This is a genomic window from Dyadobacter sp. 22481 (assembly GCF_052044875.1).
Taxonomy (GTDB): Bacteria; Bacteroidota; Bacteroidia; order Cytophagales; family Spirosomataceae; genus Dyadobacter; species Dyadobacter endophyticus.
On record NZ_JBQENV010000002.1, the window covers coordinates 1,147,368 to 1,171,227 of the forward strand.

A 23,860-nucleotide genomic window follows, 5' to 3' on the forward strand; every position below is an offset into this window, starting at 1 on the left:
AGTAATAGTAGGAGCGGGGTTGCTTTCGTAGCGGCCCCGCTTTTGTTATAATAAACCCATTACCATTCGGTCAATGGTTGCGCTGCAAACTCACTATTGGTAGCTATAATGCCGTTTTTTTAGTAATTAGGCGGCTTTAAGACACCAACCACAGAAGAGATGATCAACCAGCTATACGATACTTCGATGAGCCTTCTGACCGATCTGTATCAACTCACGATGGCCTATGGCTACTGGAAATCGGGTAAGGCAGAACAGGAGGCGGTCTTCAACCTCTATTTCAGGAAACACCCTTTTCAGGGCGGATTTACGGTCGCTTGCGGGCTCAGCAGCGTAATCGAATATTTGCAGGAGTACCGTTTCAGCGACGAAGACCTGGCCTATATCGGCTCGCTCACGGGCAGCGATGGCAACAAGCTGTTTGATGAAGGCTTTCTTGATTACCTCCGCAAAATGGAGCTGCAATGCAGCATCGATGCCATCCCGGAAGGAACGATCGTGTTCCCCAACGAGCCGCTCCTTCGTATTCAGGGGCCGATATTGCAGTGTCAGCTCCTGGAAACGCCGCTGTTGAACCTGATCAATTTTCAATCGCTGGTAGCTACCAAAGCAGCCCGGATGCGGCTGATCGCGAAAGACGATGCATTGCTCGAGTTTGGCCTCCGCCGGGCACAAGGACCTGACGGGGGCGTAACGGCAAGCCGGGCCGCTTACATTGGCGGTTTCGACGCTACCTCTAACGTGCTTGCCGGAAAACTACACGATATTCCTGTGAAAGGCACGCACGCCCACAGCTGGGTGATGTCTTTCGATAACGAACTGGAAGCTTTTGAAACCTATGCGAAGCATATGCCGAACAATGTGACGCTGCTCGTGGATACCTACGATTCGCTGAATGGCGTGCGGCATGCGGTAGAGGTGGGCAAGCAATTGCGCGCCCACGGCCATGATCTGGCAGGCATCCGCCTCGACTCGGGCGACCTTGCATACCTGAGTATCGAAGCGCGGAAAATCCTGGACGAGGCTGGTTTCGAGAAAACGAACATTGTGGCCAGTAACGACCTCGATGAGTACATTATGGACAGTTTGAAGATCCAGGGCGCGAAAATAAATGTGTGGGGGGTCGGTACAAAACTCGTCACGGCTTATGATCAGCCTGCATTAGGCGGTGTTTTTAAGCTCGCGGCGATCCGCGGCGAATCGGGCGAGTGGGACTACAAATTGAAACTGTCGGAGCAGGCAATCAAGGTATCTACGCCTGGTATTCAGCAGGTTCGTCGGTTCAGGGATGCGAGCGGTTTTGTTTCGGATATGATATTTAATACCGAAACGCCGCTGATCGGGAAAGCTACGATGGTGGACCCGTATGATTTTACAAAAAATCGGTCGTTTGACGAGTCAGTGAATCACGAGGATTTGCTCGTCCCCGTTTTCGCGCAAGGTCGGCTGGTTTACAAACTGCCGTCCGTTCATGACACGCGCAAGCGTTTGCAGGAACAGCTGGCACATTTTTATAAGGGAATTAAACGATTTGTAAACCCGCATACCTATCCGGTAGGGCTTGAAAAGGATTTATTTGAATTAAAAACCAACTTGATTTTTAAACTTCGCGCCGGCAACGAGGCGTGAAATAACTGAGTATGCAAGAGTTAACACATCCGAACAGTGAGATCCTCAAAGATCTGATCAGCTACAAAATGCCATTTGGTAAATACAAGGACCAAGTGATCGCGGACCTTCCGGTATCCTACCTCGAATGGTTCTATCGCGAAGGTTTTCCGTCCGGCAAGCTGGGTATGTTACTGGGTACCATGCTGGAAATCAAGATGAATGGGTTGGAGTCTCTGATTCAGGGGCTGAGAAAAATGACATAGTCTTATTTTACACAAGTATTACGGACGCCCTCGGAGCCAAGGCCCTGGGGGCGTCCGTGTATATAGGCTATCCGGCTCTCAGGAAGCAAATTGCGCCGGTATTCTACAAAGTGTGACCGTTTTGGATTCTTGCGTATAAAGGGATGATAACTATTGATTCACTATCCATCCCGTACATTAATGTCTTACGTGAAAATCTGGATCCACGCGGTTTGGGGGACCAAACGCAGATCACCCGTTTTGCAACCGCCTATTCTGGCGCAATTTTGCCAGCATATCCAGAAAAACGCGAAGAGCAAGGAGATATACATTGATCGGATTAACGGCTACCACGATCATATTCACGTGCTGATGCTGCTGAAAAGTGAGTATGGCATATCCAAACAAATGCAGCTTCTGAAAGGTGAAAGTGCCTTTTGGGCTAACAAAATGAAATTGGTGAGTGGCAATTTCGAATGGGCTGACAAATATTTTGCAGCGTCCGTCAGCGAAAGCAGGCTTCCATTTGTGAGAAGGTATATCGACAATCAGCAGGTGCACCATGGAAAGCGCAGCTTTCAGGAGGAGTTTGGAGCCTTTGCAAGGGGCATCGGGTACGATGGTGTGGACTTTGGCTAAAGCCGGAGTCAGGGGCGGCTGTGACCCAAGGCTGAAGCCTTGGGTTGTGGGCCATGGGGCGGCGGCGCCCGGGCGTAGTGTGTAGCGCTGTGGGGATAGATGTCCGGGGCTGGTATGCGATGTCCTGCGTAGCGAGGTGCGCTGTATCCCAAGGCTAAAGCCTTGGGTTGCGGACCATGGGGCGGCGGCGCCCGGGCGTTGTGTGTGTAGCGCCTTGAGATGGATGTCCAGGGTTGATATGCGATGTCCTGAGTAGCGGGAGGGAGCTGTGATACCAAGGCTGAAGCCTTGGGTTGTGGGCCATGGGGCGGCGGTGCACGGGCGTTGTGTGTGTGTAGCGCTTGAGATAGATGACCGGGGTTGATATGCGATGTCCTGAGTAGCGGGGGCGCTGTATCCCAAGGCTGAAGCCCTGGGGTGTGGCCATGGGGCGGCGCCCGGGCGTTGTGTGTAGCGCTGTGGGATAGATGTCCGGGGTTGGCATGCGATGTCCTGCGACGGGGCTGTATCCCCAAGGCTGAAGCCTTGGATTGTGGGCCATGGTGCGGCGGTGCCCGGGCGTTGCGTGTAGCGCTTTGGGATGGATGTCCGGGGCTGACTGCGATGTCCTGCGACGGGCTGTATCCCAAGGCTGAAGCCCTGGGGTGTGGGTTGTATTGCGTGGCTCAGTCCTGTGATAGCAGATCCATAAGGTGGGTAGAGATGCCGAGCGTCTCTCGAACATCTATGCTAACCCAGGGCTTCAGCCCTGGGTTAGACGTCATAGCACATGACCGGCTTTAGCCAAAGTCGGGGATACTGTTACTTCTTCTCGGGCATCAGCACCACTTTGATGAAATTGTCGTCATTGAAGTATTTTTGCGCAGCGGCTTTGGTGCTCGCAACGGTTATTGATTTGAGCAGCCTGTCCTGCTCGAAAATCTCATTCAGATCGTCGCCGAGGAAGGTGTTGTCGTCGAGGTAATCAAGCCAGAATCCGTTGGTTTTGAGTGCGGTTTCTGTTTTTCGCTGTGTTTCGGCAACGAATTTCTCGATATCCTTCTGGTCCGCGCCGTTTGTTTTGATCTTGCTGATCTCTTCTTGCGCTCTTTTTACCAGTTTATCTACATTTTCGGGCGCGCAGCCGAAGCCGATTGAAAAACGATAGTGGCCGGTCGGAAACTTATCAGTTCCTTCTGAAACGCTTACTCCATACACGCCGCTTTCTTCTTCCCGCAGCGATTCGATGAGCTTAATTTGTAAAATCTCCTGCAATGCTTCGATCTGGATGTTGTTCTCAGGGTTGTAGTCGTATTCGCCGCTCGAAACCAATGTTACCCGGCTTTTAGGCTCTAAACCTTTATAAATCACCTTTTCGATGCGTCCTTTTGGTGGAAAAATGTCAGGATGTTTGAAACTGTCGTCGCGATCACTCGACGGAAGGCTACCCAGGTACTTCTCGATCAGCGGCTTAATGGTCTCCGGTTTGAAAGCGCCAACAATGGTAAACACGAAATCTGACGCGTCGGCGAAGCGGTTTTTGTAAATTTCAAATGCCCGGTCGAGGCTCACTTTGTCGATACTTTCGGGTTTCAGAGGCTGACGTTTCGGATTGTGGCTCGTCAATACCGCATTCAGTGAATCGGAATACACTTTCTCCGGAGTCAGTGTTTTTTGCATATTTTCCAGATAAGCTTTCTGGTTTGCCAATATGCCGGTTACTACATCGGCATCTTTACGCGGCTCCGTGAAATAGGCGTAGATCAGTTGTAACGTCGTTTCCAGATCTTTGGGATTGGTATTGCCGCCGATACCCTCCGTCAACTCGCTTACGTACGGGCCTGCGCTGGCGGTCTTGCCCGCGAGGAATTTTTGCAGTTGTGTCTGGTTGTAGGGCCCCACGCCGCCCGATTGTACGAGGTAGCTGGTGAAAATCCCGGTCTCGCGCTCACCTGCGAAAAGCGAATATCCACCTTTTGCAGTCGCTTTGATCAGGATTTCATCATTTTTGAAATCGGTTGGTTTCAAAAGCACTTTCACACCGTTCGATAACGTGAGCTCTGTGACGCCAAGTTTATCCAATGTCTTTTCAGCTATGACCTTGCCGGGTGTGGGTTCGGTTTTAAGCAATGGTGCGTCCACAACGTCGTCCACATAGGCCGTCACTTCCTTGCCAGCCTCGTTGAGCAAGGAACGGATCTCCGCTTCGGTAGGAAGTGCATCCTTACTTTTTTCTGGTCCCATGATCACCACGGCCCTGTTTTTATCAGTAATGTATTTTTTAGCAAGACCGTTGATCTCCGCCAGCGTCACGCCTTCGAGGTGCTTTTTGGCAAACTCGAAATATGCTTCCGCACCCATAAATGCCTTTTCATGGAGGAAGTGGTTCAGGTATTCCTGCACATGGTTTGCTGATTTCGTTTTGTCCCGCTCTTTATAATCCTCCTCTATCGCGTTGTAAAAGTCTTTCTTCGCACGGTCGAGTTCAGGTTGTGTAAAACCGAATTTTTGGACCCTTGCATTCTCTTCCAGCAGTGTTGTCAACGCAGTTTTCATTGAGGCAGCGTCTTTGGCGAGCGCGATGGAAGTGTAGGAATCCAGGTTTCCGAGAAAATCACCATACTGGCTCGCCCCGTAGAGGAATGGCGGGTTGGCCTTTTGGGTAAGCTCCTGGATACGCTGGCCCATCATCGAATTGTACAGTTCCTGCGCAAAGTTGTTCCGCACATCCTGTAACGACTTTTCCTTGGTATTCGGCTGTTTGTAGATCAACTGAATGAGGTTCTGCGGGTACTCAGGGTCGGTTACAATCGCCACTTTGGTAGATCCGTCAAGCGGAATATCATAACGGGTCCGTTTCTTGGGATTGACAGGCGGCTTAATGGAGCCGAATTTCTGCGAGATAAGGGCCTCGACTTTCGCAACATCAAAGTCGCCGACGGCGATCACGGCCATCAGGTCCGGCCGGTACCAGTCCTGGTAAAATGCCTTGATTGTCTCAGGTTTGAAACTTTTCAGAATGCTGTCTTTTCCGATCGGCAGCCGCTCGGCATAGCGCGAATTGTTGAGGATCACTTTTAGAAACTTGTCGCGCATACGCTGCTGTGCGCCACGACCCATGCGGGATTCTTCCAAAACCACACCGCGCTCCTTTTCAATTTCGGAAGGATCCAGTAGTGCGCCATTTGCCCAGTCTTCGAGCACCTGGATACCCTTTTCGAGCAAGCCGGCCGAATCGGTTGGAATGGGCAGCATGTAAACGGTTTCGTCAAAACCCGTATACGCATTCAAATCGGCACCAAAACGCACGCCGGTTTTTTGCAGAAAATTGACCAGCTCATTCTTCGGAAAATGCGTGGTCCCATTAAAATTCATATGCTCCATGAAATGCGCTAGCCCTTGCTGTGCGTCCGTTTCCAGTACAGAACCCGCTTTTACAGCAAGCCGGAGCTCTGCCCGGTTCTTGGGTTCGGCGTTCTTTTTAATGTAATAGGTGATTCCGTTTTTCAGTTTTCCGGTTTTTACACTGGGATCGAGAGGGATTTTTTGAGTGCTCAGGTTCTGTGCATGCACTGTCGCAACAGAAACCACACCCCATCCGGCCAAGCATAATGCTATGAACGCCTTTTTCATTTTGCTAATTTTAATTTTGATAAAATTCAGGAGGGGCGAAATATATTGTTAAAGATTGCGATTGCAAAGGGTGTAGCGGAAATGTTTTGTAAAAAGACCGCCGGTATCGTAAACGAAACACCGGCGGTTTGTTTTTCTCAAATGGCGCAACTGATATGCTATTTAACTGGCTCGCGCAGAATGGTTTTAAGCTTCTCCGGGGGTGTTTTGCGGAAATCGGACAGGTAAATTTCGTGGTGCAGCCCATTACGGCCAAACGCATTGGCCGTAATGAAATCGTTCAGTTTCGCCAGTGTTTCGGGTTCGCTATCGAATGGGCCGGTATGGAGCATTTGTACGACTTTCCCTTCCGCTATTTCAAAAAAAGTGACCTCGCGGGCTTTGGTTAATCCCTTTCCTGCCACCGTTTGGGCGACGGCTGACTCCACATCTTCTTTCCCGATAAATTCAGGAATGCGGATCAGCAGCCGGTATTCCCATTCACTACGGGGAACGGTTTGAGGGGCATTGTCGATGGTAGCGTTCCTGAAACGGTTTTCGTCGTACCACCACAAACCTTCCAGTTTGGCCACCACAAAATCTTTCCCTTGTGCTTTGAACTCGAATTTCAATGCATAGGCAACCGGATATATCAGCTGGATTTTCTGCATGAACTCCTCGCCCGAAGGGTCGCCCTTACCCTGAATAGACAGGTATTGCGCCTTTTCGATGTAAGCCAGCTCAGGTTTCCCCTTGGCGGTGTAGTAACTTTTGTAATGCCTGGCAAGATCCAGTTTTTCCATAGCTCTGTTGGTTTCAGGTTGGCAATGCATGCAATAAACAGCCACCTGTTGACAACTGTATGGCAACAGCTCCGAAAATTAATTGTTTTGAAAATGCACGGGAGTTGCTAGTTTTAAATAATTTCTTCAAAAACAGACTAACAAACGGAAATGTACCCGGAGAGTTATCCGGACGCATTATCAATTTTGCATACCCATACCCTAAGGATGTAAACCCCCGTCCCGATAATGTCTGAATTCAAAATCCCCGGCGTGCAGCTTGTCGCAGACAATGCTGTTCTAAGAAAGTGCCTTACAAAAAGTCCGCGCCATGTTCTGGTGCTGTCGGCGATCCTGGTTTACCTTGCCCTGGAAAGCTATTACTTATTATTCCGTTTCCATGGTCACATCCAGGATTTGTCGCTGTACCAAAGCGTTGCTTTAAAAATAATGAACGGGCAGGTGCCATATCGTGATTTTCGCATCGAGTACCCGCTTTTTTCGATTATTCCAATTCTGCTTCCGGGTGTTCTCAGCCAGCTGGGAGGCGGATCGTTCGAAAGTTATGTTTGCTGGTTTATAGTGCAAAACCTGATACTGGGAGCAGTCATGGCCTGGATTATTAACCGATTGGACGCCAGCGGCAGCGCGCTGCCCCGCTTTCTGATAGCGACGCTGTTTTTCCTTCCCATTTTCCTTTTTCGCTTTGATCCCTTTCCGGCGCTGCTTACGTTGCTCGCCATTGCATACGTTTCACGCCAACCGTTCATTTCGGGAATGTCGCTGATGGTCTCCATCGCAGCGAAACTATATAGCATTGTTCTGATCCCTGTTTTCGGAGTGTATTGTATTTTTAACCGGAATGGGAGGGGCTTGTTTCAGCTGGCGGCCGGTGCCTGTTGCATTTGTGCTGCGATACTCGGATGCATTGCTTGGATCGGGATGGACGCTGCTTCCGATTTTATGTATTACCACATGCTGCGCGGCATTCAAATCGAGAGCCTTGCAGGGGGTATTTTACTGCTTTTGGAACAAACCGGGCTGATCGCGCTCGATGTTAAGCATAGTTTCGGAGCCATGCATCTGGTTACGCCGCTTTCGGGTGCTGTTTTGCAATGCATCAACATCCTGATACCGGCTTGTTTCCTGGCGATGATGATCTTTCTATGCCTGACATTTTACCGGGCACAAGCTTCGGGTGGCATTACATTCCGGCGGTTGAACGCGGCGGCCGCGGCACAGATACTTTTATTTATCCTGCTCAACAAGGTTCTTTCCCCGCAATACCTGATCTGGCTGTTGCCACTGATCCCTTTTTGCAGGGTCAGGGCGTCGTTGATCTTCACAGTGGTGCTGATGCTGACTGTTTTGATATTCCCGGGACATTATTACAGCTTGATTTCAAAGCAACTGCAGATGGTGGTTATCCTGAACATCCGGAACGGCCTTCTGATATGGCTGTTCTGGGAATTGGTTTCAGACATCGCGTCCGTACGCAATAGGCGCGGTGTCAGCGCGCGGCAGATTCCATCCGCGTAATTTCCGCCACTTCGACTGTTAGAAACCCGAATTCTTCCGTCACCACGCCTCGGATCTTGTAGACGCCTTTGATCGAACCATTCACTTTCGCGGCCGCCGTGGGAAAATGGACAGTATCGATAAAATGTCCTTCATAATCCAGGAAGGTTCCAAACTGCATCGACTCGCCGCGCGTTGTCCGGGTGTTTTTGAGCGCGACTAGATATCCATATTGTACAACTTCCTGATTCACATAATTGTGTAAATCACGCGACATCACGCTTTTGGGTAACGGGTTTTTCAGCAGATTGAACGGGCTGCAAAGCGGAAAGCCGAGGAGCTCGATCTGGTCATAGGCATCGTCGAGAATGGACGAATGAAACTCAGGGAGTTCAAAATCCTTGATTTCGGTATGGAACAGCTGTTTTTGCGGTACTTTAACCGGCGTGGTACTAAGCCGGAAATGTGCTTTCCAAAGCAGCGTTTTTTTGCCGATGCCTGTAAACCGGAATGCGTCGATCCGGATCAGGATCGTGAGTTGTTCGATCGAAATCGGTACGCGGTCGAGAAAGTCGTTCAGGGATGTGAACGGGCCGTCCTGCTTGCGCGCGCTGAGTATCCGCTCGATGGTTTTCTCTTCCAACGCATTCAGAAACTGCATGCCGAGGTAAATCTGGCTTCCTTCGATCGTCGCCTGCGCTTCGCTATGGTTCACGCAGGGTGCATGTACGAGCGCGCCGAGCATCCGTGCCTCGTGGATGTACAGCTCGGGTGCGTAAAAGCCGCCGCCGTTATTGAGGACGGCCACCATAAATTCCAACGGGAAATAGGCTTTCAGGAATAACGTCTGATAGCTTTCGACGGCATAGGAGGCCGAATGCCCCTTGGCGAAGGCAAATCCGGCGAAACTGGCGATCTGGTTCCAGATTTCCATCGTCATTGTCTCGTCGTAACCCTTGCTCCGGCAGTTTTTGAAATACTTCTTTTTCACTCGCTCAAACTCCTCGCGCCCACGGAATTTGCCACTCATTCCGCGGCGGATCACATCGGCTTCACCGAGCGTCAGGCCGGCAAAATAATGCGCGACCTTGATCACATCTTCCTGGTACACCATGATGCCGTAGGTTTCCTCCATCAGTTCCAGCAAGCGGGGATGCGCTTCGTTCCGTTTTTCGGGATGGCGGTGGCGCAGGATGTATTCCCGCATCATCCCGCTTTTGGCTACGCCCGGCCGGATAATGGAGCTGGCTGCTACGAGTCCGAGGTAGTTGTCCACTTCCAGTTTTTTCAGCAGCATCCGCATCGCCGGCGACTCCACGTAGAAACAGCCAATGCATTGCGCCTGCCTGATCAGATCATTGATTTTCGGGTCGGTTTTGAATTTCCGTACATCGTTAATGTCAAAATCGGTTGCCTCAGGGCGGTTGTAACGAATGATTTCAAGTGTTTCCTTGATCTTCGCAAGCCCTCTCTGGCCCAGGATGTCATATTTGTTCAAACCCACATCCTCGGCAATGACCATGTCGAATTGCGTGGTGGGAAAGCCTTTCGGCGGAACGTCGGTTGCCGTAAAATAGTGCATTGGCCGTTCCGAAATGAGTATACCGCCCGCATGAATGCTCAAATGGTTTGGCTGGTTGTTGGTCTGTAAATAGTCGGCGTACCGGATCACCAGCCCTGAGAGCTGATCAAGCTTTTTCGGGTCGTATTTGCCGTTACTCAATGCGTCGATTTCATAGGCCGGTAAACCAAAAACCTTCCCGAGTTCGCGCACTGCCGAGCTGTGCTGGAAGGTGCTGTACGTTGCCAGCAGTGATGCCTGGCCATTTTTGCCGTAGGTATCGAATATATACCGGGTCACGTCCTCGCGGTCGCGCCAGGAGAAATCGATGTCGAAATCGGGCGGATTTTTGCGGTGAAGGTTAATAAACCGCTCGAAATACAAATCCAGCTCGATCGGGTCGACGTTGGTAATGTTGAGCAAATAGGCGATGATGCTATTCGCCCCGCTGCCACGGCCGACATAGTAATAGCCCTTCTGCCGTGCGTAGTTCACAATATCCTGGTTGACCAAAAAGAACGGTACGAAATTTTGCAACCGTATCATTTCCAGCTCTTTGGAAATCCGGTCGAAAATATCGTCGGTAATATTATCGCCATAACGGTAGCCAAGTGCTTGATAGCTCATCGACCTTAGCCGTTTGAAATCCTCTTCCTCGTTTTTGCCAAATACTTTCAGATTCTGGTGTTCACGTTCCTCGCCAAAGCTGAAATGGATATTGCATTCATCCATCAGCTTGCGGGTGTTTTCGAGGATAGCCCGGAAATCTTTTTGTTTAAATTGATATTCCAGCACTTTTGCCGACACGATCTGTTCGTTTTCCTTACCCGTTTCGGACACAGAAAGCTTGCTCAGCAGCGTATTGCCATCAATAGCCCGCAGCAGCCGGTGCGCATTGAAATCCTTTTTGTTCCGGAACGTAACCGGCTGCTGGATAACGAGCCTATCCATAAACCGGTGGAGCGGCGAGTAATGCAGCTTGTCAAGGTCCTGCATTGAAATGCCGATGTACTCGTTCGGCCGGAACTGTTCGCGCCGCTCTTTGTTCAGCTTTTCGAAGGGATAGATAAATACAACGTCCTCCATTTCCGGCGCACGATCGGGGAATAGGACATCCGTAAGTTTCTGAGCCGACAAATAGGCATTCAATGTTTGAAAGCCTCTGTTGTTTTTCGCCAGGGCCACAAACTGCTGCGTCACACCATTACGGAAATCGATCCCGACAATGGGCTTAACGTCGTACCTGGGCGCCATACGGATAAAGTTCAGACATCCCGACGTATTGTTAATGTCCGTCAGCGCGACACAGTCGTATCCGTTCTCCCTGCAAAGCGCAAGGAGTTCATCCTCAGGAATCGTCCCGAAGCGAAGGCTGAAAAAAGAGTGACAGTTGAGTAACATGAGTATTTGAAAGAACGGAACGGAGTACTTACTTTGGCGCTACTAACGTGGCCCGGTAGAGAGTTGAGACAGCTACTAAGCATTCCGATGTGCCGGGATAATGGGTGGCTCGCCGTTGAACGGGTTTCCCATGGCGCCGATATCCGAGATGCCCATTGTGCTGGCCCAGGTCAGGATCTGATCGCCGTCCTTATTGTAGGCGTATTTGGTTTTAATGTAATCCATGGCCTGATAGAGGTTCAGCCGCTCCTCGGTATCATCAAAGAGGTTGATCTGATAGTTGCCCGTCACGAGATCGCTGAAACTGACTCCTACCAATCTCACCATCATACGCCGGTTGTAAAGCTGGTCAAACAACCTTTCGATATGCGGGATAAGCACATGGTCGGCCGACGTATAGGCGATTTTCAGCTGCTTTGAGAATGTATTGAAATCGGAATAGCGGATTTTTACCGAAACACAGGAGGTGAGCTTTTCCCCCGTCCGCAACTGGAAAGCCAGCGTTTCGGCCATCGCTCTCACCATTTCACGCATTTTCCGCACATCGCCCGTATCCTTTCCGAAAGTCCGTTCACTGGAAATTGATTTGCGCTCGTGGAACGGAATGATGGGAGAGTTGTCGAGTCCGTTGGCACGATTCCAGAGCGCAACGCCGTTTTTGCCTAAAACCTGTCCCATTATTTCCATGGGCATTTCCTGGATCGTTTTCACATATCTGATTCCCAGATTGTTGAGCGTCTGGTTCATTTTCTCGCCTACCATCGGGATTTTCTGCACCTCCATTGGGGCGAGAAAGACTTTTTCGGTGCCGGCCTCCACCTGCAACTGGTTATTAGGCTTCGCTTCCCCGGTCGCGACTTTGGAAACGAGCTTGTTGGTTGACAGCCCGAACGAAATCGGGAGGCCGGTTTCCCTGATAATGCGCTGCCGTAGCTCGCTGGCCATTCCAAAGCAATTGAAATATTTGTCCATACCCGACAAATCCGCATAAAACTCATCAATACTTGCCTTCTCAAATACAGGTACATTCTGGCTGATGATTTCGCTTACTTCTTTTGAATGTTTGGAATAAGTTTCCCCGTTTCCCCGAATGACCGTCGCCTCCGGACACAGCATCCGCGCCATCTTCATCGGCATGCCCGAATGCACACCAAATTGCCTGGTTTCGTAGCTGCAGGCAGCCACTACCCCCCGGTCGCCGGTTCCGCCGACGAGAATAGGCTTTTTTTCAAGCCGACTATCCTGCTTGCGCTCTACAGATACGAAAAAGGTATCCAAATCGAAATGTAATATCGCACGGTCCACTACTGTTTGGATTTTTTACAAAATTATGGATTTATTCCAAATATATGGATCATATCCATTTGTTAAAAGGAATTATTCCAAAATTTTTGTAAGTTTGAAATATCAATGCAAGGTCAACCAGCAACCCATCGAACATGCTTATGGCGATTGATGAAGAATTCAGACGTTTTAAACAGATAAGGGAGGAGCTCAATCTCACCCAGGCGGCCTTTGCCGAGGAACTGGGAATCAGTGCGACCACCGCCGATATCGAGCGGGGGCGTACGCGCATACCCGGGCAGGTTGTGAAGGAACTGCTCAAAAAATACCACATCAATCCGCTCTGGCTATTTGGGGACAGTGCACAGAAATACCTTTATGCGGATAAAGTATTTGTCCATCCGAAAGTCGTGACGGTAGATCAGTCCGGTAAGGATAACATTGTACTCGTGAGTGCAAAAGCAGCCGCGGGTTATCCCAACAATATCGGCGACGCACAATGGTTTGAAGCGTTACCCGCCTTTACCATCCCGCTGCCCGAATACCGCAATGCGACATTCCGGGGGTTTCAGGTTGATGGCGACAGTATGACGCCGGCCATACAGTCGGGAGAATGGATCTGGGCCCGTGCGGTGGACGATTGGGATGGGTTGAGTGATAAGAATATGTATGTGGTAGTGACCGTCGATAGCGTGCTGGTGAAGAAAGTGAGGAAAGAGAAGGATTCGGCTTTTGTAAACCTTATATCGCTTAACCCGGAGTATGCACCCATCCGCGTCGACCGTAACGATATCCGCGAAATTTGGCAAGTCAACAGTAAATTGTCTTTCAACCTGGAAGCGGACAAAACCGAAATCAGCTTACAGAGCCTGCATCAGGAAATGCGGGAGCTTCGGCAGGAGGTGAAGAGGCTGGTTCAGTAGGGTTACTCAATTATTGCGGGTCGGATGGATTTGGCAAGCGCGTAAAACACTACACCTCTTCCGAAATCAACTGCTTTTCATAAAGCTCCTTGTATGCCCCGTTCAGTGCCATTAGCTGCGCATGTGTGCCCTGTTCAACAATATGGCCGTCGTCGAGGACTACGATTCTGTCGGCCAGTTTGGCGGAAGAGACACGGTGGGAGATAATCACCGAGGTACGCTGGTCCATGATCCGCTTCATGTTGTTGAGGATGATGTTTTCAGTATTGGTATCTACCGCGGAAAGGCAATCGTCGAGGACGAGGATTTTCGGATCGCGGGCGATGGCGCGGGCAATCGAAAGCCGCTGTTTCTGGCCGCCGGAGAGTGTAATACCCCTTTCGCCAAGCATGGTGTCGTAGCCCTGTGGGAAATCTTTGATGTTGTTGTAAAGATCGGCATCCTTCACAGCTTGCTCAATTCTTTCAAAAGGCATATCCTCGGTGCCGAACCGCACGTTGTTCTGAATGCTGTCCGAGAAGAGGAACACATCCTGCGGCACGTAGCCGATCTGGCGACGGTACCCGCTTACATCGTAGTCCTTCATCGGAATGTCGTCGATCAATATCTGACCCTCGGTCGGGTCGTATAGTCGGCATAGCAAATGTGCCAATGTGCTTTTTCCCGAGCCGGTCGTTCCCAGTATCGCTACCGATTCACCTGCTTCAACTGTAAGATCAAAATCCTGTAATGCTTTGATGCCCGAATCGGGGTAGATGAAACCCACATGGCGGAAGGTAATCTTGCCATTCAGTGCCCTGCTGATATTCTTTTCAGAAACAAGTGTCGTTTTCTGATTCAAAAACTCATTGATCCGGAGCTGCGACGAGGCTGCACGCTGGATCTGGCTGGTTGTCCACCCCAAAGCCATTACCGGCCAGGTCAGGATATTGACGTACAGTATAAATTCGGTGATATTACCCGGCGTGAGGCGGCCATTGATAATTTCCTGACCGCCAATAAAAATGACCAGAATGTTGCTCAGGCCGATCAAAAGGAGAATAATAGGGTAGAAGAACGCATCTACTTTGGTAAGGCCCAGCGACTTGGTTTTGAAAACTTCGGCCTCCTTTTGAAAATTACTAAAAGACCGGTCTTCCTGAACGAAGGACTTAATGACGCGTATGCCCGAAAATGCTTCCTGCACATAAGTTGAAAGCGCCGAAAGCTGCTTCTGAATCTCCTGTGAGCGCTTCATGATCATGCTGTTCACCACGTAAACACTTATCGAAAGCACAGGTAGGGGTAGTAAAACGAAGAGGGTCAGTTTCGGGCTGACTGAGATCATGTAAGAGATAACCAGGAAAAACAACACGATCAGGTTAATGCCGTACATCAATGCCGGGCCGACGTAAATGCGGACATTGCTCACGTCTTCCGAGATGCGCGCCATGAGGTCGCCTGTGCTGTGGCGACGGAAAAATGCCGCAGGAAGCGTCTGGTAATGTGCGTATATATCGTTTTTGAGCTCAAATTCGATGTGGCGCGACATGACGATGATCGTTTGCCTTACCAGGAACAGGAATATGCCTTTCAGCAGCGCCATGAGCAGGATCAGAAAGCCGTAGAGCAGAATGCTGAATGCGAAAATGTCATACATATCGCTTTGCAGCGATACACCATTGTAGAGATAGTAAATGTCGAGCGTTTCGATCACCAGGTCGAGTGCGTAACGGACGAGCTGGGCAGGGATAATGCCGAAAAGATTGGATATGATCGTAAAAATGATTCCGAGAATGAGGTACCATTTATACTTCCACAAATATTTGTTTAGGGATTTTAATGCTTTCACCTGTTCAGTTTTTTGTCGACGGCGCAGGACGCTTTCTGAGCAACATCCTATTTTGCCAAATCGTTGCAAAATTAAAACGACGCGTCTCAATTTTCCGATTGTGAACAAAATAGTCTAATTTTGCGGTCAATTTTAAAAACACCAAATGCAGGGCACATACAGAAATGTTCCTGCAATACACGCGGACACGTTCTTTGATTTACTGTACCTTTTATCCAAATAGTATTCCGGCTTATGCTGAATAGAAGATTACTAAGAACCAAGGCGGTTCAGGCACTTTATGCGCGGCAGCTCACAGCAGATGCGAACCGTTTACTGGCACTTGACCGCATTGAAGAGGCATTTGCACCAGACCTCAACTCCATGGAGTTTCAGGACAAGAAAAAACTCTCGGGCATGAAGCGGCTCGCGAACATGACGCTCGACGAGTTCATTAAGAACGGCAAGCCGAATGGCGATGAAGAATTGCCCGACCGGGTGTTGAGAGTGGCCCAAACCGCTTATGAAGCGTACAACCGGCAGACTAATACGGATGGAGAAAAACTCGTTAGAAGGGTTCTGAATGAGACGGAAACGATTTACGTCGACTTCATCAGGATCTTGTCGATGCTGATCGAACTTTCGCATCAGTCAAAGATCGATCGCGAGCGCAGGTACGAAGACCCGGAGGCACCATTTCCCAAAGATTCAGGGTTGGATAGCAATCGGGTGATCAAGGTTTTGCAGGAAGATAAACCGCTTGAAGAGGAGATTATCCGCAGCGGCATCAACTGGACCAACGAAATGAACCTGATCCGGAAAATTTACCGGGAGGCATTGCGGAAGGACGAAACTTACGAAGCTTATTGCAGGTCGGCGTCGCATACGCCGGAGGAAGACCAGGAGATTGTTCAGCATATCTTGCGCCAGGTTATCCTCAAACACGAGGTTTCGCTCGACTACCTCGAACAACGTGATCTTTATTGGGCAGACCACAGCGAACTGATCCGGAGCCTGGCGATCAAAACCTTGCGTACTGCCGATTTTGCCCACACATTCCAGCTCGCGCCGCTTACCAAGGATTGGGAAGAGGACAGGGCATTTGTGGAAGAACTTTGCAAAATCGTAGTAAAGGAAAGCGATCAGTACGATGTTTACCTGGAAGACCAGCTGAAAAACTGGGAGCTTGAAAGGGTCGCGCTGGTGGACCTTATTATCCTCAAAACAGCCCTTGCGGAACTCATCCATTTTCCGGGTATCCCTGTGAAAGTCACCATCAATGAGTTTATTGAGATCGCAAAAAGGTACAGTACCCCAAAAAGTGGTAAGTTTGTGAACGGCGTCCTGGACGTGCTTTCGGTCAAACTTGCTAAGGAAGGCGTGATCAGAAAAAGCGGGCGCGGTTTGATTGATAATAAGTAAAAGCTGACGAAATTGGGGCCGGGTATAGTGGAACAATTTTTGGAGGCCATTATAAATAAAATGAGCTGACACCCGTTTGCAGCAAAAAAAACAGCAGAAATCATGAGTAAAACCAGTAATAGTTTAATCGCATTCCTGACAGGCTGTGTCACCGGCGCAGCTTTGGGTATCCTTTACGCTCCCGACAAAGGAGAGGTTCTGAGGACACAACTCACATACAGACTGTCGAAATACCGGGAAAAACTGCAAGAAGTCATTCAGGATCTGGTAGATAAAAAAGACCAGCCCGATAATTTCTCCCGAACGGAGGGAGAGCGCGTCGTGAATGACGCCCGTGAAAAGGCGGAAAAGCTTCTCGAAGATGTAGACCGCCTGATGGCACAGATCAAGGGCCAGGCCAGCGAATGACCTTTATGAAAAAAATAGCCCTTTTCGCGATTCTGGGATTTGCGGTTGCTTTTTCCGGTTGCTCAAAAAATGAAAAGACAGGCGAAGAAAAACAGGCAAATTCAAAACTGCCTGTTTTTACTTTGATCGATAGCACGGAATATAACTTCGGGACGATCCAGGAAGGCGCCATTGTGGAGCACGAATTTAAATTCCGCAATGATGGCGAATACCCGCTGATCCTCAATAATATCAGTTCTTCGTGCGGGTGTACGACGCCCGAATGGCCCAAAGATCCGATCGAACCCAAGCAAACTTCGAGCATTAAGGTTCGTTTCGATAGCAAGCATAAGGCCGGGCCCCAGGTTAAAACCATCACGGTTTATGCCAATACAGAACCGGCAAATATAGAAATAAGGCTTAAAGGTATTGTAAATGCAGCTCCTCAGCCGGTAGCAGCAGATTCAGTAACTGCGAAGAAGTAACATTTATACAACCCATCTACTACAATGAATTTTTCTATTTTAGCACAAGCAGCCGGCGGCTCACAAGGTATGATTTACCAGGTCGTAATGTGGGTTGGTATCATCGGGGTATTTTACTTCTTTATGATCCGTCCGCAGCAGAAAAAACAAAAAGAACAAAAAGAATTGCTTACTAACCTGAAAAAGGGCGATCAGGTAGTGACAATCGGCGGAATCCACGCCAGGATCTACACGGTAGAAGAATCTACGGTTACGCTTGAGCTGGATAAAGGCGTCAAGCTGACGGTCGAGAAATCTGCCATTTCGCGTACCATCGCCGGGTAAACTAATCATGAACGGCATGCATTGGCGCCAATGCATGCATTTTCAAAATTGTTGTGAGTCAAGTCCCACCCAACCAAAATAGGATCAAAACATTTATAGGATGCTTGCTTGCGGCATCCTTTTTTTGGTTAATGAATGTCCTCAATAAGGACAATTATTCTCTCAAACTGAATTATCCATTGTCGATCGAATACGATAATTCTGCTTATGTGCCGATGCAGCCACTTCCCAAAAGGATTTCGGTGAATGTAACGGGGGACGGCTGGACATTGCTTCAAAAGTCGTGGCTGAATTTCAATGCCAACCCCGTGGTATACCGCGTGCAAAATCCGACTGTGGCCAGTTTTATCAATTCTACCACGCTTACGGAACAGATTACTGAAATGTTCCCTAACCTGCACGTCAACTACGTCGTAGCCGACACTTTTGAACTTAGTTTCGAACCCAAAATCCGGAAAATCATTCCTATTCGTGTCGACAGCACGGGAATCGATATTCGCGAAGGATACGTGATTTCGAGTTTTATCAATGTATCGCCATCGCTTATTTCGGTAGACGGGCCGGTATCGCAGATCAAATCCTATCCGGATACGATTAAAGTCCGGGTGCCAACGCCGAAAATCCAGAACAATTACGACGAAAGCCTGCCTATACCATTGCCCGTTTCCCCGCTTGTCGAAGTGAGCCACCGCGACGTGTATGTGAGCTTCGAAGTTGCACAGTTCCTCAGTGCGCCACCGCAGCAATAGCTTTTAACCGAAACACCATGGAACTTCCACTTCTGATAGGCGTCACCGGAGGCATAGGTTCCGGTAAGAGCATGGTTTGCAAGTTGTTTGAGTGCCTGGATATCCCCGTTTACTACGCCGACAGCCGTGCAAAATGGCTGACGAATAATGACCCGGAAATTCGTGAAAAGGTGGTTGCATTGCTTGGAAATGAGGCTTATGATCGTGAAGGGCTGTACAATACCCGGTTTGTCGCTTCCAGTGTTTTCAAAAATGAGCCTTTACTGAAAGCGTTGAATGCGATTATCCATCCTGTCGTGCTTCGTGATACGAAAGAGTGGGCCGGGCAACGTACAGGCGCACCCTATGTGGTGAAGGAGGCAGCTATTATGACCAAAGCGGGCCAGGCGAATGCGGTGGATTATGTCGTTGTGGTGGAAGCACCCGTCGAATTACGCGTTCAAAGGATATTGCAGCGTGACAACCGCACGGAGCAGGAAATCAGGGCAATTATCGAACGGCAGGTTTCGGATGAATCGAGGCGCGAAATAGCTGATTACATTGTGAATAACGACGATGCTTCGGAGCTGATACCACAAGTACTGCATTTGCATGATACTTTCCTGAAGGCGAGATCTTCCAGACATTAAAAATCCACATCCAACCCCAACGCTTGTTTTAGTTCGAGCAGGTAGGGGTTTTTTTCTGCCATAAAATTAAATTTCTCGGCAGGTGTGTAAGGCAGCCTGTTTACTTCCTGCGGCGCTACACGGGGATTAATGTCGAGTTTGGGCGCATCGAGCCGTGATTTCAGAAAGCCCAGCAACTCATATCGCATATTCATTACCGCATCTTGCTGATGATCATTATCCAACGCAATTTCGATGGTGGTACCATTCAGTTGAATTTCGCGGTTCAATGTGATTTGCTCCGTTGTTGAATTCCCTGCTTGGAGGCGTTTTTGAGAAAATTCGTACCAGAAACGTTGCAGGTTTGCTAACGTCAATTCTTCTCTTTTTGCACCATTTGGAACGGTGGCATAATCAGCCGAAGGTTCGGCATTGCTTTGCTTGGCAGGTTGCTGTACAGGAGGCGTCAGCGATTGAGTAAGGGAAACGGTACTTTTTAGTCGCGAAGGCGCAGCTTGCTGCGGTGCTGCTGACTGCTGGGGATTTGCTTGCTGTGACGCGGTCGCAGGTTGTGCAGGCCCGTTCGCGTAGGCATTTCCGTTCGATTGGCCATTCGCAGGCGCGGCAGGTTGCGGCGCTGTTGCCATTGGCGGAGTCGCAGTATGATTCAGGGATTGTTGGGGCTCAACTTTTTTTTTTGCCGTTTCATCAACGGCGGCAAGAGAGTGAAGTTGAAGAACCTGGGGCAAATTGGCGAGTTTCATGAGACAAATCTCCACATGCAATCGCTGGTTTTTCGCCGATTTATAATTGATATCGCATTGCCCGGTAATGCTCAGCGCCGAAAGCAGGAAACTGAGATCCGCCATTAATGATTGTTCCAGGTATTTCCGCTCGGCTGACTCCGAAACCTGTAACAACGTAACTGTTGAGGGGTCTTTACAGACAAGCAGGTTACGGAAGTGTTCCAGAAGACCAATCACAAACAGGTGTCCATCGAATCCTTTCCTTAATATTTCATCGAACAGCACCAGCGACCGAGCAATACTGCCCGCAGTAAGCGCATCGGTGATTTTGAAATAATAGTCGTAATCGAGAATATGAAGGTTTTCCAGCACCGCCGCGTAGGTGAGGTGGTTATTGGTGGAAAACGTTACATTCAAATCGAACATCGAAAGTGCATCCCGCAAACCCCCGTCGGCTTTCTGGCCTATCAGTTCGAGGGCTTCGTGCTCTGCATGAATGCCTTCCTTTTGGGCAATATCTGCCAGGTGGTGGGCAATATCCTTCGACTGAATGCGGTTGAAGTCGAAAATCTGGCAGCGCGATAGGATCGTCGGGAGGATTTTGTGCTTTTCTGTCGTTGCAAGGATGAAAATAGCATAGGAAGGCGGCTCTTCCAATGTTTTCAGAAACGCATTGAATGCAGCCTGCGAAAGCATGTGCACCTCGTCGATGATGTAGATCTTGTACTTCCCTGTCTGGGGCGGATAACGGACCTGGTCGATCAGGTTGCGGATGTCCTCCACCGAGTTGTTGGAAGCCGCGTCGAGCTCGTGGATGTTGAAAGAAGCGTTGTTCTGGAAGCTCACGCAAGACTCGCATTCGCCGCAAGCCTCCGCATCGTCGCCCAGGTTCTGGCAGTTGATGGTTTTGGCCAAAATACGCGCACAAGTCGTTTTACCTACACCGCGGGGGCCGCAGAAAAGGAAAGCTTGCGCGAGGTGATTGGTACGAATGGCATTCTTTAAAGTGGTAGTGATGTGTGACTGCCCCACTACCGAATCAAAGGTGACGGGACGATACTTCCTGGCCGAAACAACGAAATGATCCATGGTGCAAGATACTTCCGCGCACTGGATTTTCAAAGCCGTTACTTCGTCACGAGCGGGTAAACACGCACGTAATCGACCTCCATTTTTTGCGGGAAAATGCTGTCATCCACGCCCTTTTGCCCACCCCAGTTGCCACCGACGGCGATATTTAAAATTAAATGAAAAGGCTTGTCGAAGGGCCATTCGGGCCATTGGTAGGCAGCCTCCTTTTTGAACGTAAAATAGGCATTTCCATCCACCAGGATTGTGACCGCCTCGGGCGTCCATTCGCACGTATACACATGAAAATCCTCCGAGAGTCCTTTCACGACCACATTGTTTCCCTTGTTCGTCTTGATAGCGTGGTTGAATGCCTTCGTATGGATATTGCCATGCAACCGGTCCTGATCGAACCCTACATGTTCCATAATATCGATTTCGCCATTATCCGGCCAGCCTTTGTTGCCGTATTCGTTCCCGCTCGCCAACATCCAGATAGCCGGCCACGTTCCGCGTCCTTTTGGCAGTTTGGCCCGGATTTCGAATTTGCCATACGTAAAATCTCCCTTACCCTTCGAAACCAGCCGTGTGGAGCTATATTGCTGCTTGCCCGACGGTTCCTTAATAGCAGTGATCACCAGATTGCCATGCTCTACTTTGGCATTCTCGATTTTGTCGGTATAATTTTCCAGCTCATTATTACCCCAGCCATGATCGCCCAGGTCATAGCTCCATTTGGCGGGATCGGGTTTGCCGGTGTAGTTGAACTCGTCCTGCCAGGATGGGGTGGGGGCGAAGGCGTAATGTGGTTTGTCAGCTTTGGGATTTGTTGATGGCTGGGCGCAGCCGACCGCAGTAGACAGTGCGTTGATACAAATTGCTGCTGTAAGTCGATTGAAAGAAGTGATAGTTGCCCGCATGTTATACTTTTTTTTTCGCAGGGTTCGAACCGCTTACCGGCTTGGAAGCCTCGGGATGATTTTCTCGTTTTGGCAGGTTGTTGAAGTCGATGTTTTTGGCGGCTTCTGCAAGATCCCTTACTTTTTTGTCAACTACTTTTTGCTGCTCAGGAGTCAATGTGAAATCTGATTTCTTGTTCATAGCTGTATTTTTTTGATAAGATAGTGGTTGTAATCTACATTCGGTTCAAAGAAAACCACAGCCCCGTTAGCTGTAATGCCGAATAGCTCATATTGCCCAGATAAGTTTTTCACTTCCCTTGAAATGGCAATGCGGTACAATCTGTGCGACGGGCATCACTCCCTCGAAAACCAACAATCGCATCGGGAGATTTGGTCAGAAAGTCACACACGATTTGGAAAACAGTGGTTAACACTACTTGGAGATCGCCATTCCTGCTTTCCACCTGATCGCTCAATTCACCATTTTCTAACGGATCGAGTAACGCGAGATTGAAAATACTGCCTTTGCCGAGCCTTTCGAATGAGACAGTTTTAACAATCTTTTTATTCGCACTAACACTCTCAAACTTATAAATTAACCCATCAACGCCGATTTCAAACGGGTAGCCCTTTTCATTCATACATTTAACGACTTATAGTGTGCCTGATATTCTCTCTCAAACATATAAAAATTCCTTTTAACCCAAATTATAAATTGCTAAACCCCAGTATTTAGTGAAATCCTGTGGTTTTCATGCTTAATTTTGTAGCCCGCTTGTCGTTTTAATGTAATGAAGGAAATAAAGTTGAGTACGGAAGTTGCCCAGGAAGTCCCCGATTGGAAGATTGATCACCACACTAAAATACTGACCATCGGCTCCTGTTTTGCTGAGGTGCTAGGCAATCAGCTTGGTGATTTCAAGTTCGATGTGCTCAATAACCCGATGGGTACGGTGTTCAACCCGCTAACTATTTGCAAGATTCTGGATAGCGCGGTAGAGGAGAAAAGGCCTAATCCTGCATTGTTCCTGCAAAATCCCGACCAAATCTGGCTGCACCACGATTTCCATTCGTCGCAATGGGCCCATGGGCAAGGCGCGCTGGATGCCCTGCTTTCGGATAAATTGGACGAAATCCGAGAATTTCTGAGCGAGACGGATTTACTGGTAATCACATTGGGAACCGCCTATGCATACCGGCACCGGAAGACAAACCTGATCGTTGGCAATTGTCATAAAGTACCCAGTGACCGTTTCATCAAAGAGCTCCTGCATTTCGATCAGATCACGATCGCATTTGAGCAATTAATACAAAAACTGATACCCTATAACCGGAAGTTGCGCATCATGCTTACGGTTAGCCCAGTGCGTCACACCCGCGATACGCTCCCGCTTAATCAGGTGAGTAAATCGACCTTGCGGCTCGTAGCACACCGGCTTTCTGAGAAATACAAGCACGTAGACTACTTTCCGTCGTACGAGATCATGGTCGACGAACTGCGGGATTATCGGTTCTATAAGGAAGATCTGATCCACCCCAGTGCGGTTGCGGAAGAATACATATTTAATGCATTTGCCCAAACATATATGGAACCGGATGCATTGAAATTCATGAAGGAATGGGCGTCGGTGCGGGATAGCCTTGCACACCGTCCATTACATGGCTTTACGTCCGGGCATCTCAAAATGCTGAAATCTTTGTGGAGCAAGCTTAATGCGATTTCAAGAAGCGTGGACGTGTCTTCGGAAATGGAAGAGGTGGAGCGGAGAATCGGAGAATTTCCGGGAATGTGACAAACTCATTGGTG

20 protein-coding genes and 1 pseudogene are annotated in these 23,860 nt (G+C 49.2%); 12 read left to right on the forward strand and 9 right to left on the reverse strand.

Annotated elements, in window-relative coordinates:
* Positions 1–159: 159 nt before the first annotated feature.
* From ACTJJJ_RS14770 to tnpA, 3 genes are all read left to right on the forward strand, one after another.
* Complete coding sequence (locus ACTJJJ_RS14770; protein WP_440702194.1) at positions 160–1,629, forward strand: nicotinate phosphoribosyltransferase; 1,470 nt, start codon at positions 160–162, stop codon at positions 1,627–1,629.
* A gap of 11 nt (positions 1,630–1,640) precedes the next feature.
* Positions 1,641–1,874 carry a DUF3820 family protein gene (locus ACTJJJ_RS14775; protein WP_440702195.1) on the forward strand — a complete coding sequence of 78 codons (234 nt, stop codon included), beginning with the start codon at positions 1,641–1,643 and terminating at the stop codon, positions 1,872–1,874.
* 180 nt (positions 1,875–2,054) lie between these two features.
* Positions 2,055–2,492, forward strand: coding sequence for an IS200/IS605 family transposase (tnpA, locus tag ACTJJJ_RS14780; RefSeq protein WP_426293128.1), 438 nt, complete (start codon positions 2,055–2,057; stop codon positions 2,490–2,492).
* Positions 2,493–3,293: 801 nt separating this feature from the next.
* On the opposite strand, the gene ACTJJJ_RS14785 is transcribed toward tnpA, so the two are convergent.
* Positions 3,294–6,104 carry a M16 family metallopeptidase gene (locus ACTJJJ_RS14785; protein ID WP_440702196.1) on the reverse strand — a complete coding sequence of 937 codons (2,811 nt, stop codon included), beginning with the start codon at positions 6,102–6,104 and terminating at the stop codon, positions 3,294–3,296.
* Between the two features lie 158 nt (positions 6,105–6,262).
* Positions 6,263–6,886 (reverse strand): GyrI-like domain-containing protein, encoded by a 624-nt coding sequence (locus ACTJJJ_RS14790; RefSeq protein ID WP_440702197.1) that lies wholly within the window; start codon positions 6,884–6,886, stop codon positions 6,263–6,265.
* Positions 6,887–7,114: 228 nt separating this feature from the next.
* Here ACTJJJ_RS14790 and ACTJJJ_RS14795 point away from each other — a divergent pair, with 228 nt between their 5' ends.
* Positions 7,115–8,404 (forward strand): hypothetical protein, encoded by a 1,290-nt coding sequence (locus ACTJJJ_RS14795; protein ID WP_440702198.1) that lies wholly within the window; start codon positions 7,115–7,117, stop codon positions 8,402–8,404.
* On the opposite strand, the gene ACTJJJ_RS14800 is transcribed toward ACTJJJ_RS14795, so the two are convergent.
* Positions 8,376–11,345 carry a DNA polymerase III subunit alpha gene (locus ACTJJJ_RS14800; RefSeq protein ID WP_440702199.1) on the reverse strand — a complete coding sequence of 990 codons (2,970 nt, stop codon included), beginning with the start codon at positions 11,343–11,345 and terminating at the stop codon, positions 8,376–8,378. The two genes, ACTJJJ_RS14795 and ACTJJJ_RS14800, sit on opposite strands and share 29 nt — an antisense overlap.
* A 75-nt stretch (positions 11,346–11,420) precedes the next feature.
* Complete coding sequence (gene dinB, locus ACTJJJ_RS14805; protein ID WP_188933886.1) at positions 11,421–12,650, reverse strand: DNA polymerase IV; 1,230 nt, start codon at positions 12,648–12,650, stop codon at positions 11,421–11,423.
* Positions 12,651–12,784: 134 nt separating this feature from the next.
* Between dinB and ACTJJJ_RS14810 the strand changes: the two genes are divergently transcribed.
* Positions 12,785–13,552 (forward strand): XRE family transcriptional regulator, encoded by a 768-nt coding sequence (locus ACTJJJ_RS14810; protein ID WP_426293133.1) that lies wholly within the window; start codon positions 12,785–12,787, stop codon positions 13,550–13,552.
* Positions 13,553–13,601: 49 nt separating this feature from the next.
* Here ACTJJJ_RS14810 and ACTJJJ_RS14815 read toward each other — a convergent pair whose 3' ends face one another.
* Positions 13,602–15,383, reverse strand: a complete 1,782-nt coding sequence (locus tag ACTJJJ_RS14815) for an ABC transporter ATP-binding protein (protein ID WP_188933884.1) — start codon at positions 15,381–15,383, stop codon at positions 13,602–13,604.
* A 234-nt stretch (positions 15,384–15,617) separates the two neighbouring features.
* Here ACTJJJ_RS14815 and nusB point away from each other — a divergent pair, with 234 nt between their 5' ends.
* The 6 genes from nusB (at position 15,618) to coaE (ending at position 19,358) form a co-directional block, all read left to right on the forward strand.
* Positions 15,618–16,784 carry a transcription antitermination factor NusB gene (gene nusB / locus ACTJJJ_RS14820; protein ID WP_188933882.1) on the forward strand — a complete coding sequence of 389 codons (1,167 nt, stop codon included), beginning with the start codon at positions 15,618–15,620 and terminating at the stop codon, positions 16,782–16,784.
* Positions 16,785–16,886: 102 nt separating this feature from the next.
* Positions 16,887–17,192 carry a YtxH domain-containing protein gene (locus ACTJJJ_RS14825; protein ID WP_188933880.1) on the forward strand — a complete coding sequence of 102 codons (306 nt, stop codon included), beginning with the start codon at positions 16,887–16,889 and terminating at the stop codon, positions 17,190–17,192.
* 5 nt (positions 17,193–17,197) lie between these two features.
* Positions 17,198–17,656 (forward strand): DUF1573 domain-containing protein, encoded by a 459-nt coding sequence (locus tag ACTJJJ_RS14830; RefSeq protein ID WP_229222413.1) that lies wholly within the window; start codon positions 17,198–17,200, stop codon positions 17,654–17,656.
* 24 nt (positions 17,657–17,680) lie between these two features.
* Positions 17,681–17,980: a preprotein translocase subunit YajC gene (gene yajC / locus ACTJJJ_RS14835; RefSeq protein WP_188933876.1), complete on the forward strand. Its 300-nt coding sequence runs from the start codon at positions 17,681–17,683 to the stop codon at positions 17,978–17,980.
* A gap of 131 nt (positions 17,981–18,111) precedes the next feature.
* On the forward strand, positions 18,112–18,729 hold the full coding sequence (locus ACTJJJ_RS14840; RefSeq protein ID WP_188933874.1) for a hypothetical protein: 618 nt from the start codon (positions 18,112–18,114) through the stop codon (positions 18,727–18,729).
* Positions 18,730–18,746: 17 nt separating this feature from the next.
* Entirely contained in the window at positions 18,747–19,358 is a 612-nt protein-coding gene (gene coaE, locus ACTJJJ_RS14845; RefSeq protein ID WP_440702200.1) for a dephospho-CoA kinase, read from the forward strand.
* On the opposite strand, the gene ACTJJJ_RS14850 is transcribed toward coaE, so the two are convergent.
* The 4 genes and pseudogenes from ACTJJJ_RS14850 to ACTJJJ_RS14865 all read right to left on the reverse strand — a co-directional run bounded on the left by ACTJJJ_RS14850 (position 19,355) and on the right by ACTJJJ_RS14865 (position 22,694).
* Positions 19,355–21,172, reverse strand: coding sequence for a DNA polymerase III subunit gamma/tau (locus ACTJJJ_RS14850; RefSeq protein ID WP_440702201.1), 1,818 nt, complete (start codon positions 21,170–21,172; stop codon positions 19,355–19,357). The two genes, coaE and ACTJJJ_RS14850, sit on opposite strands and share 4 nt — an antisense overlap.
* Before the next feature lie 38 nt (positions 21,173–21,210).
* Positions 21,211–22,071: a glycoside hydrolase family 16 protein gene (locus ACTJJJ_RS14855; RefSeq protein WP_426293136.1), complete on the reverse strand. Its 861-nt coding sequence runs from the start codon at positions 22,069–22,071 to the stop codon at positions 21,211–21,213.
* A 1-nt stretch (position 22,072) separates the two neighbouring features.
* Positions 22,073–22,252 (reverse strand): hypothetical protein, encoded by a 180-nt coding sequence (locus ACTJJJ_RS14860; protein WP_440702202.1) that lies wholly within the window; start codon positions 22,250–22,252, stop codon positions 22,073–22,075.
* Positions 22,249–22,694: pseudogene (locus ACTJJJ_RS14865) on the reverse strand (DUF6934 family protein). Before ACTJJJ_RS14865 ends, ACTJJJ_RS14860 begins: the two are co-directional and overlap by 4 nt.
* Before the next feature lie 150 nt (positions 22,695–22,844).
* Between ACTJJJ_RS14865 and ACTJJJ_RS14870 the strand changes: the two are divergent.
* Positions 22,845–23,846 carry a GSCFA domain-containing protein gene (locus ACTJJJ_RS14870; RefSeq protein ID WP_426293137.1) on the forward strand — a complete coding sequence of 334 codons (1,002 nt, stop codon included), beginning with the start codon at positions 22,845–22,847 and terminating at the stop codon, positions 23,844–23,846.
* Positions 23,847–23,860: the final 14 nt, after the last annotated feature.

Excerpts from the sequence above, each read along its gene's own strand:
- ACTJJJ_RS14795 (WP_440702198.1), top strand. The coding sequence starts at position 7,115 with ATGTCTGAATTCAAAATCCCCGGCGTGCAGCTTGTCGCAGACAATGCT.
- ACTJJJ_RS14850 (WP_440702201.1), bottom strand. The coding sequence starts at position 21,172 with ATGGATCATTTCGTTGTTTCGGCCAGGAAGTATCGTCCCGTCACCTTT.
- ACTJJJ_RS14810 (WP_426293133.1), top strand. The coding sequence starts at position 12,785 with ATGCTTATGGCGATTGATGAAGAATTCAGACGTTTTAAACAGATAAGG.
- nusB (WP_188933882.1), top strand. The coding sequence starts at position 15,618 with ATGCTGAATAGAAGATTACTAAGAACCAAGGCGGTTCAGGCACTTTAT.
- ACTJJJ_RS14840 (WP_188933874.1), top strand. The coding sequence starts at position 18,112 with ATGAATGTCCTCAATAAGGACAATTATTCTCTCAAACTGAATTATCCA.
- ACTJJJ_RS14855 (WP_426293136.1), bottom strand. The coding sequence starts at position 22,071 with ATGCGGGCAACTATCACTTCTTTCAATCGACTTACAGCAGCAATTTGT.
- coaE (WP_440702200.1), top strand. The coding sequence starts at position 18,747 with ATGGAACTTCCACTTCTGATAGGCGTCACCGGAGGCATAGGTTCCGGT.
- ACTJJJ_RS14785 (WP_440702196.1), bottom strand. The coding sequence starts at position 6,104 with ATGAAAAAGGCGTTCATAGCATTATGCTTGGCCGGATGGGGTGTGGTT.
- yajC (WP_188933876.1), top strand. The coding sequence starts at position 17,681 with ATGAATTTTTCTATTTTAGCACAAGCAGCCGGCGGCTCACAAGGTATG.
- tnpA (WP_426293128.1), top strand. The coding sequence starts at position 2,055 with ATGTCTTACGTGAAAATCTGGATCCACGCGGTTTGGGGGACCAAACGC.
- ACTJJJ_RS14830 (WP_229222413.1), top strand. The coding sequence starts at position 17,198 with ATGAAAAAAATAGCCCTTTTCGCGATTCTGGGATTTGCGGTTGCTTTT.
- ACTJJJ_RS14870 (WP_426293137.1), top strand. The coding sequence starts at position 22,845 with ATGAAGGAAATAAAGTTGAGTACGGAAGTTGCCCAGGAAGTCCCCGAT.
- ACTJJJ_RS14860 (WP_440702202.1), bottom strand. The coding sequence starts at position 22,252 with ATGAACAAGAAATCAGATTTCACATTGACTCCTGAGCAGCAAAAAGTA.
- ACTJJJ_RS14800 (WP_440702199.1), bottom strand. The coding sequence starts at position 11,345 with ATGTTACTCAACTGTCACTCTTTTTTCAGCCTTCGCTTCGGGACGATT.
- ACTJJJ_RS14775 (WP_440702195.1), top strand. The coding sequence starts at position 1,641 with ATGCAAGAGTTAACACATCCGAACAGTGAGATCCTCAAAGATCTGATC.
- ACTJJJ_RS14770 (WP_440702194.1), top strand. The coding sequence starts at position 160 with ATGATCAACCAGCTATACGATACTTCGATGAGCCTTCTGACCGATCTG.
- ACTJJJ_RS14790 (WP_440702197.1), bottom strand. The coding sequence starts at position 6,886 with ATGGAAAAACTGGATCTTGCCAGGCATTACAAAAGTTACTACACCGCC.
- ACTJJJ_RS14825 (WP_188933880.1), top strand. The coding sequence starts at position 16,887 with ATGAGTAAAACCAGTAATAGTTTAATCGCATTCCTGACAGGCTGTGTC.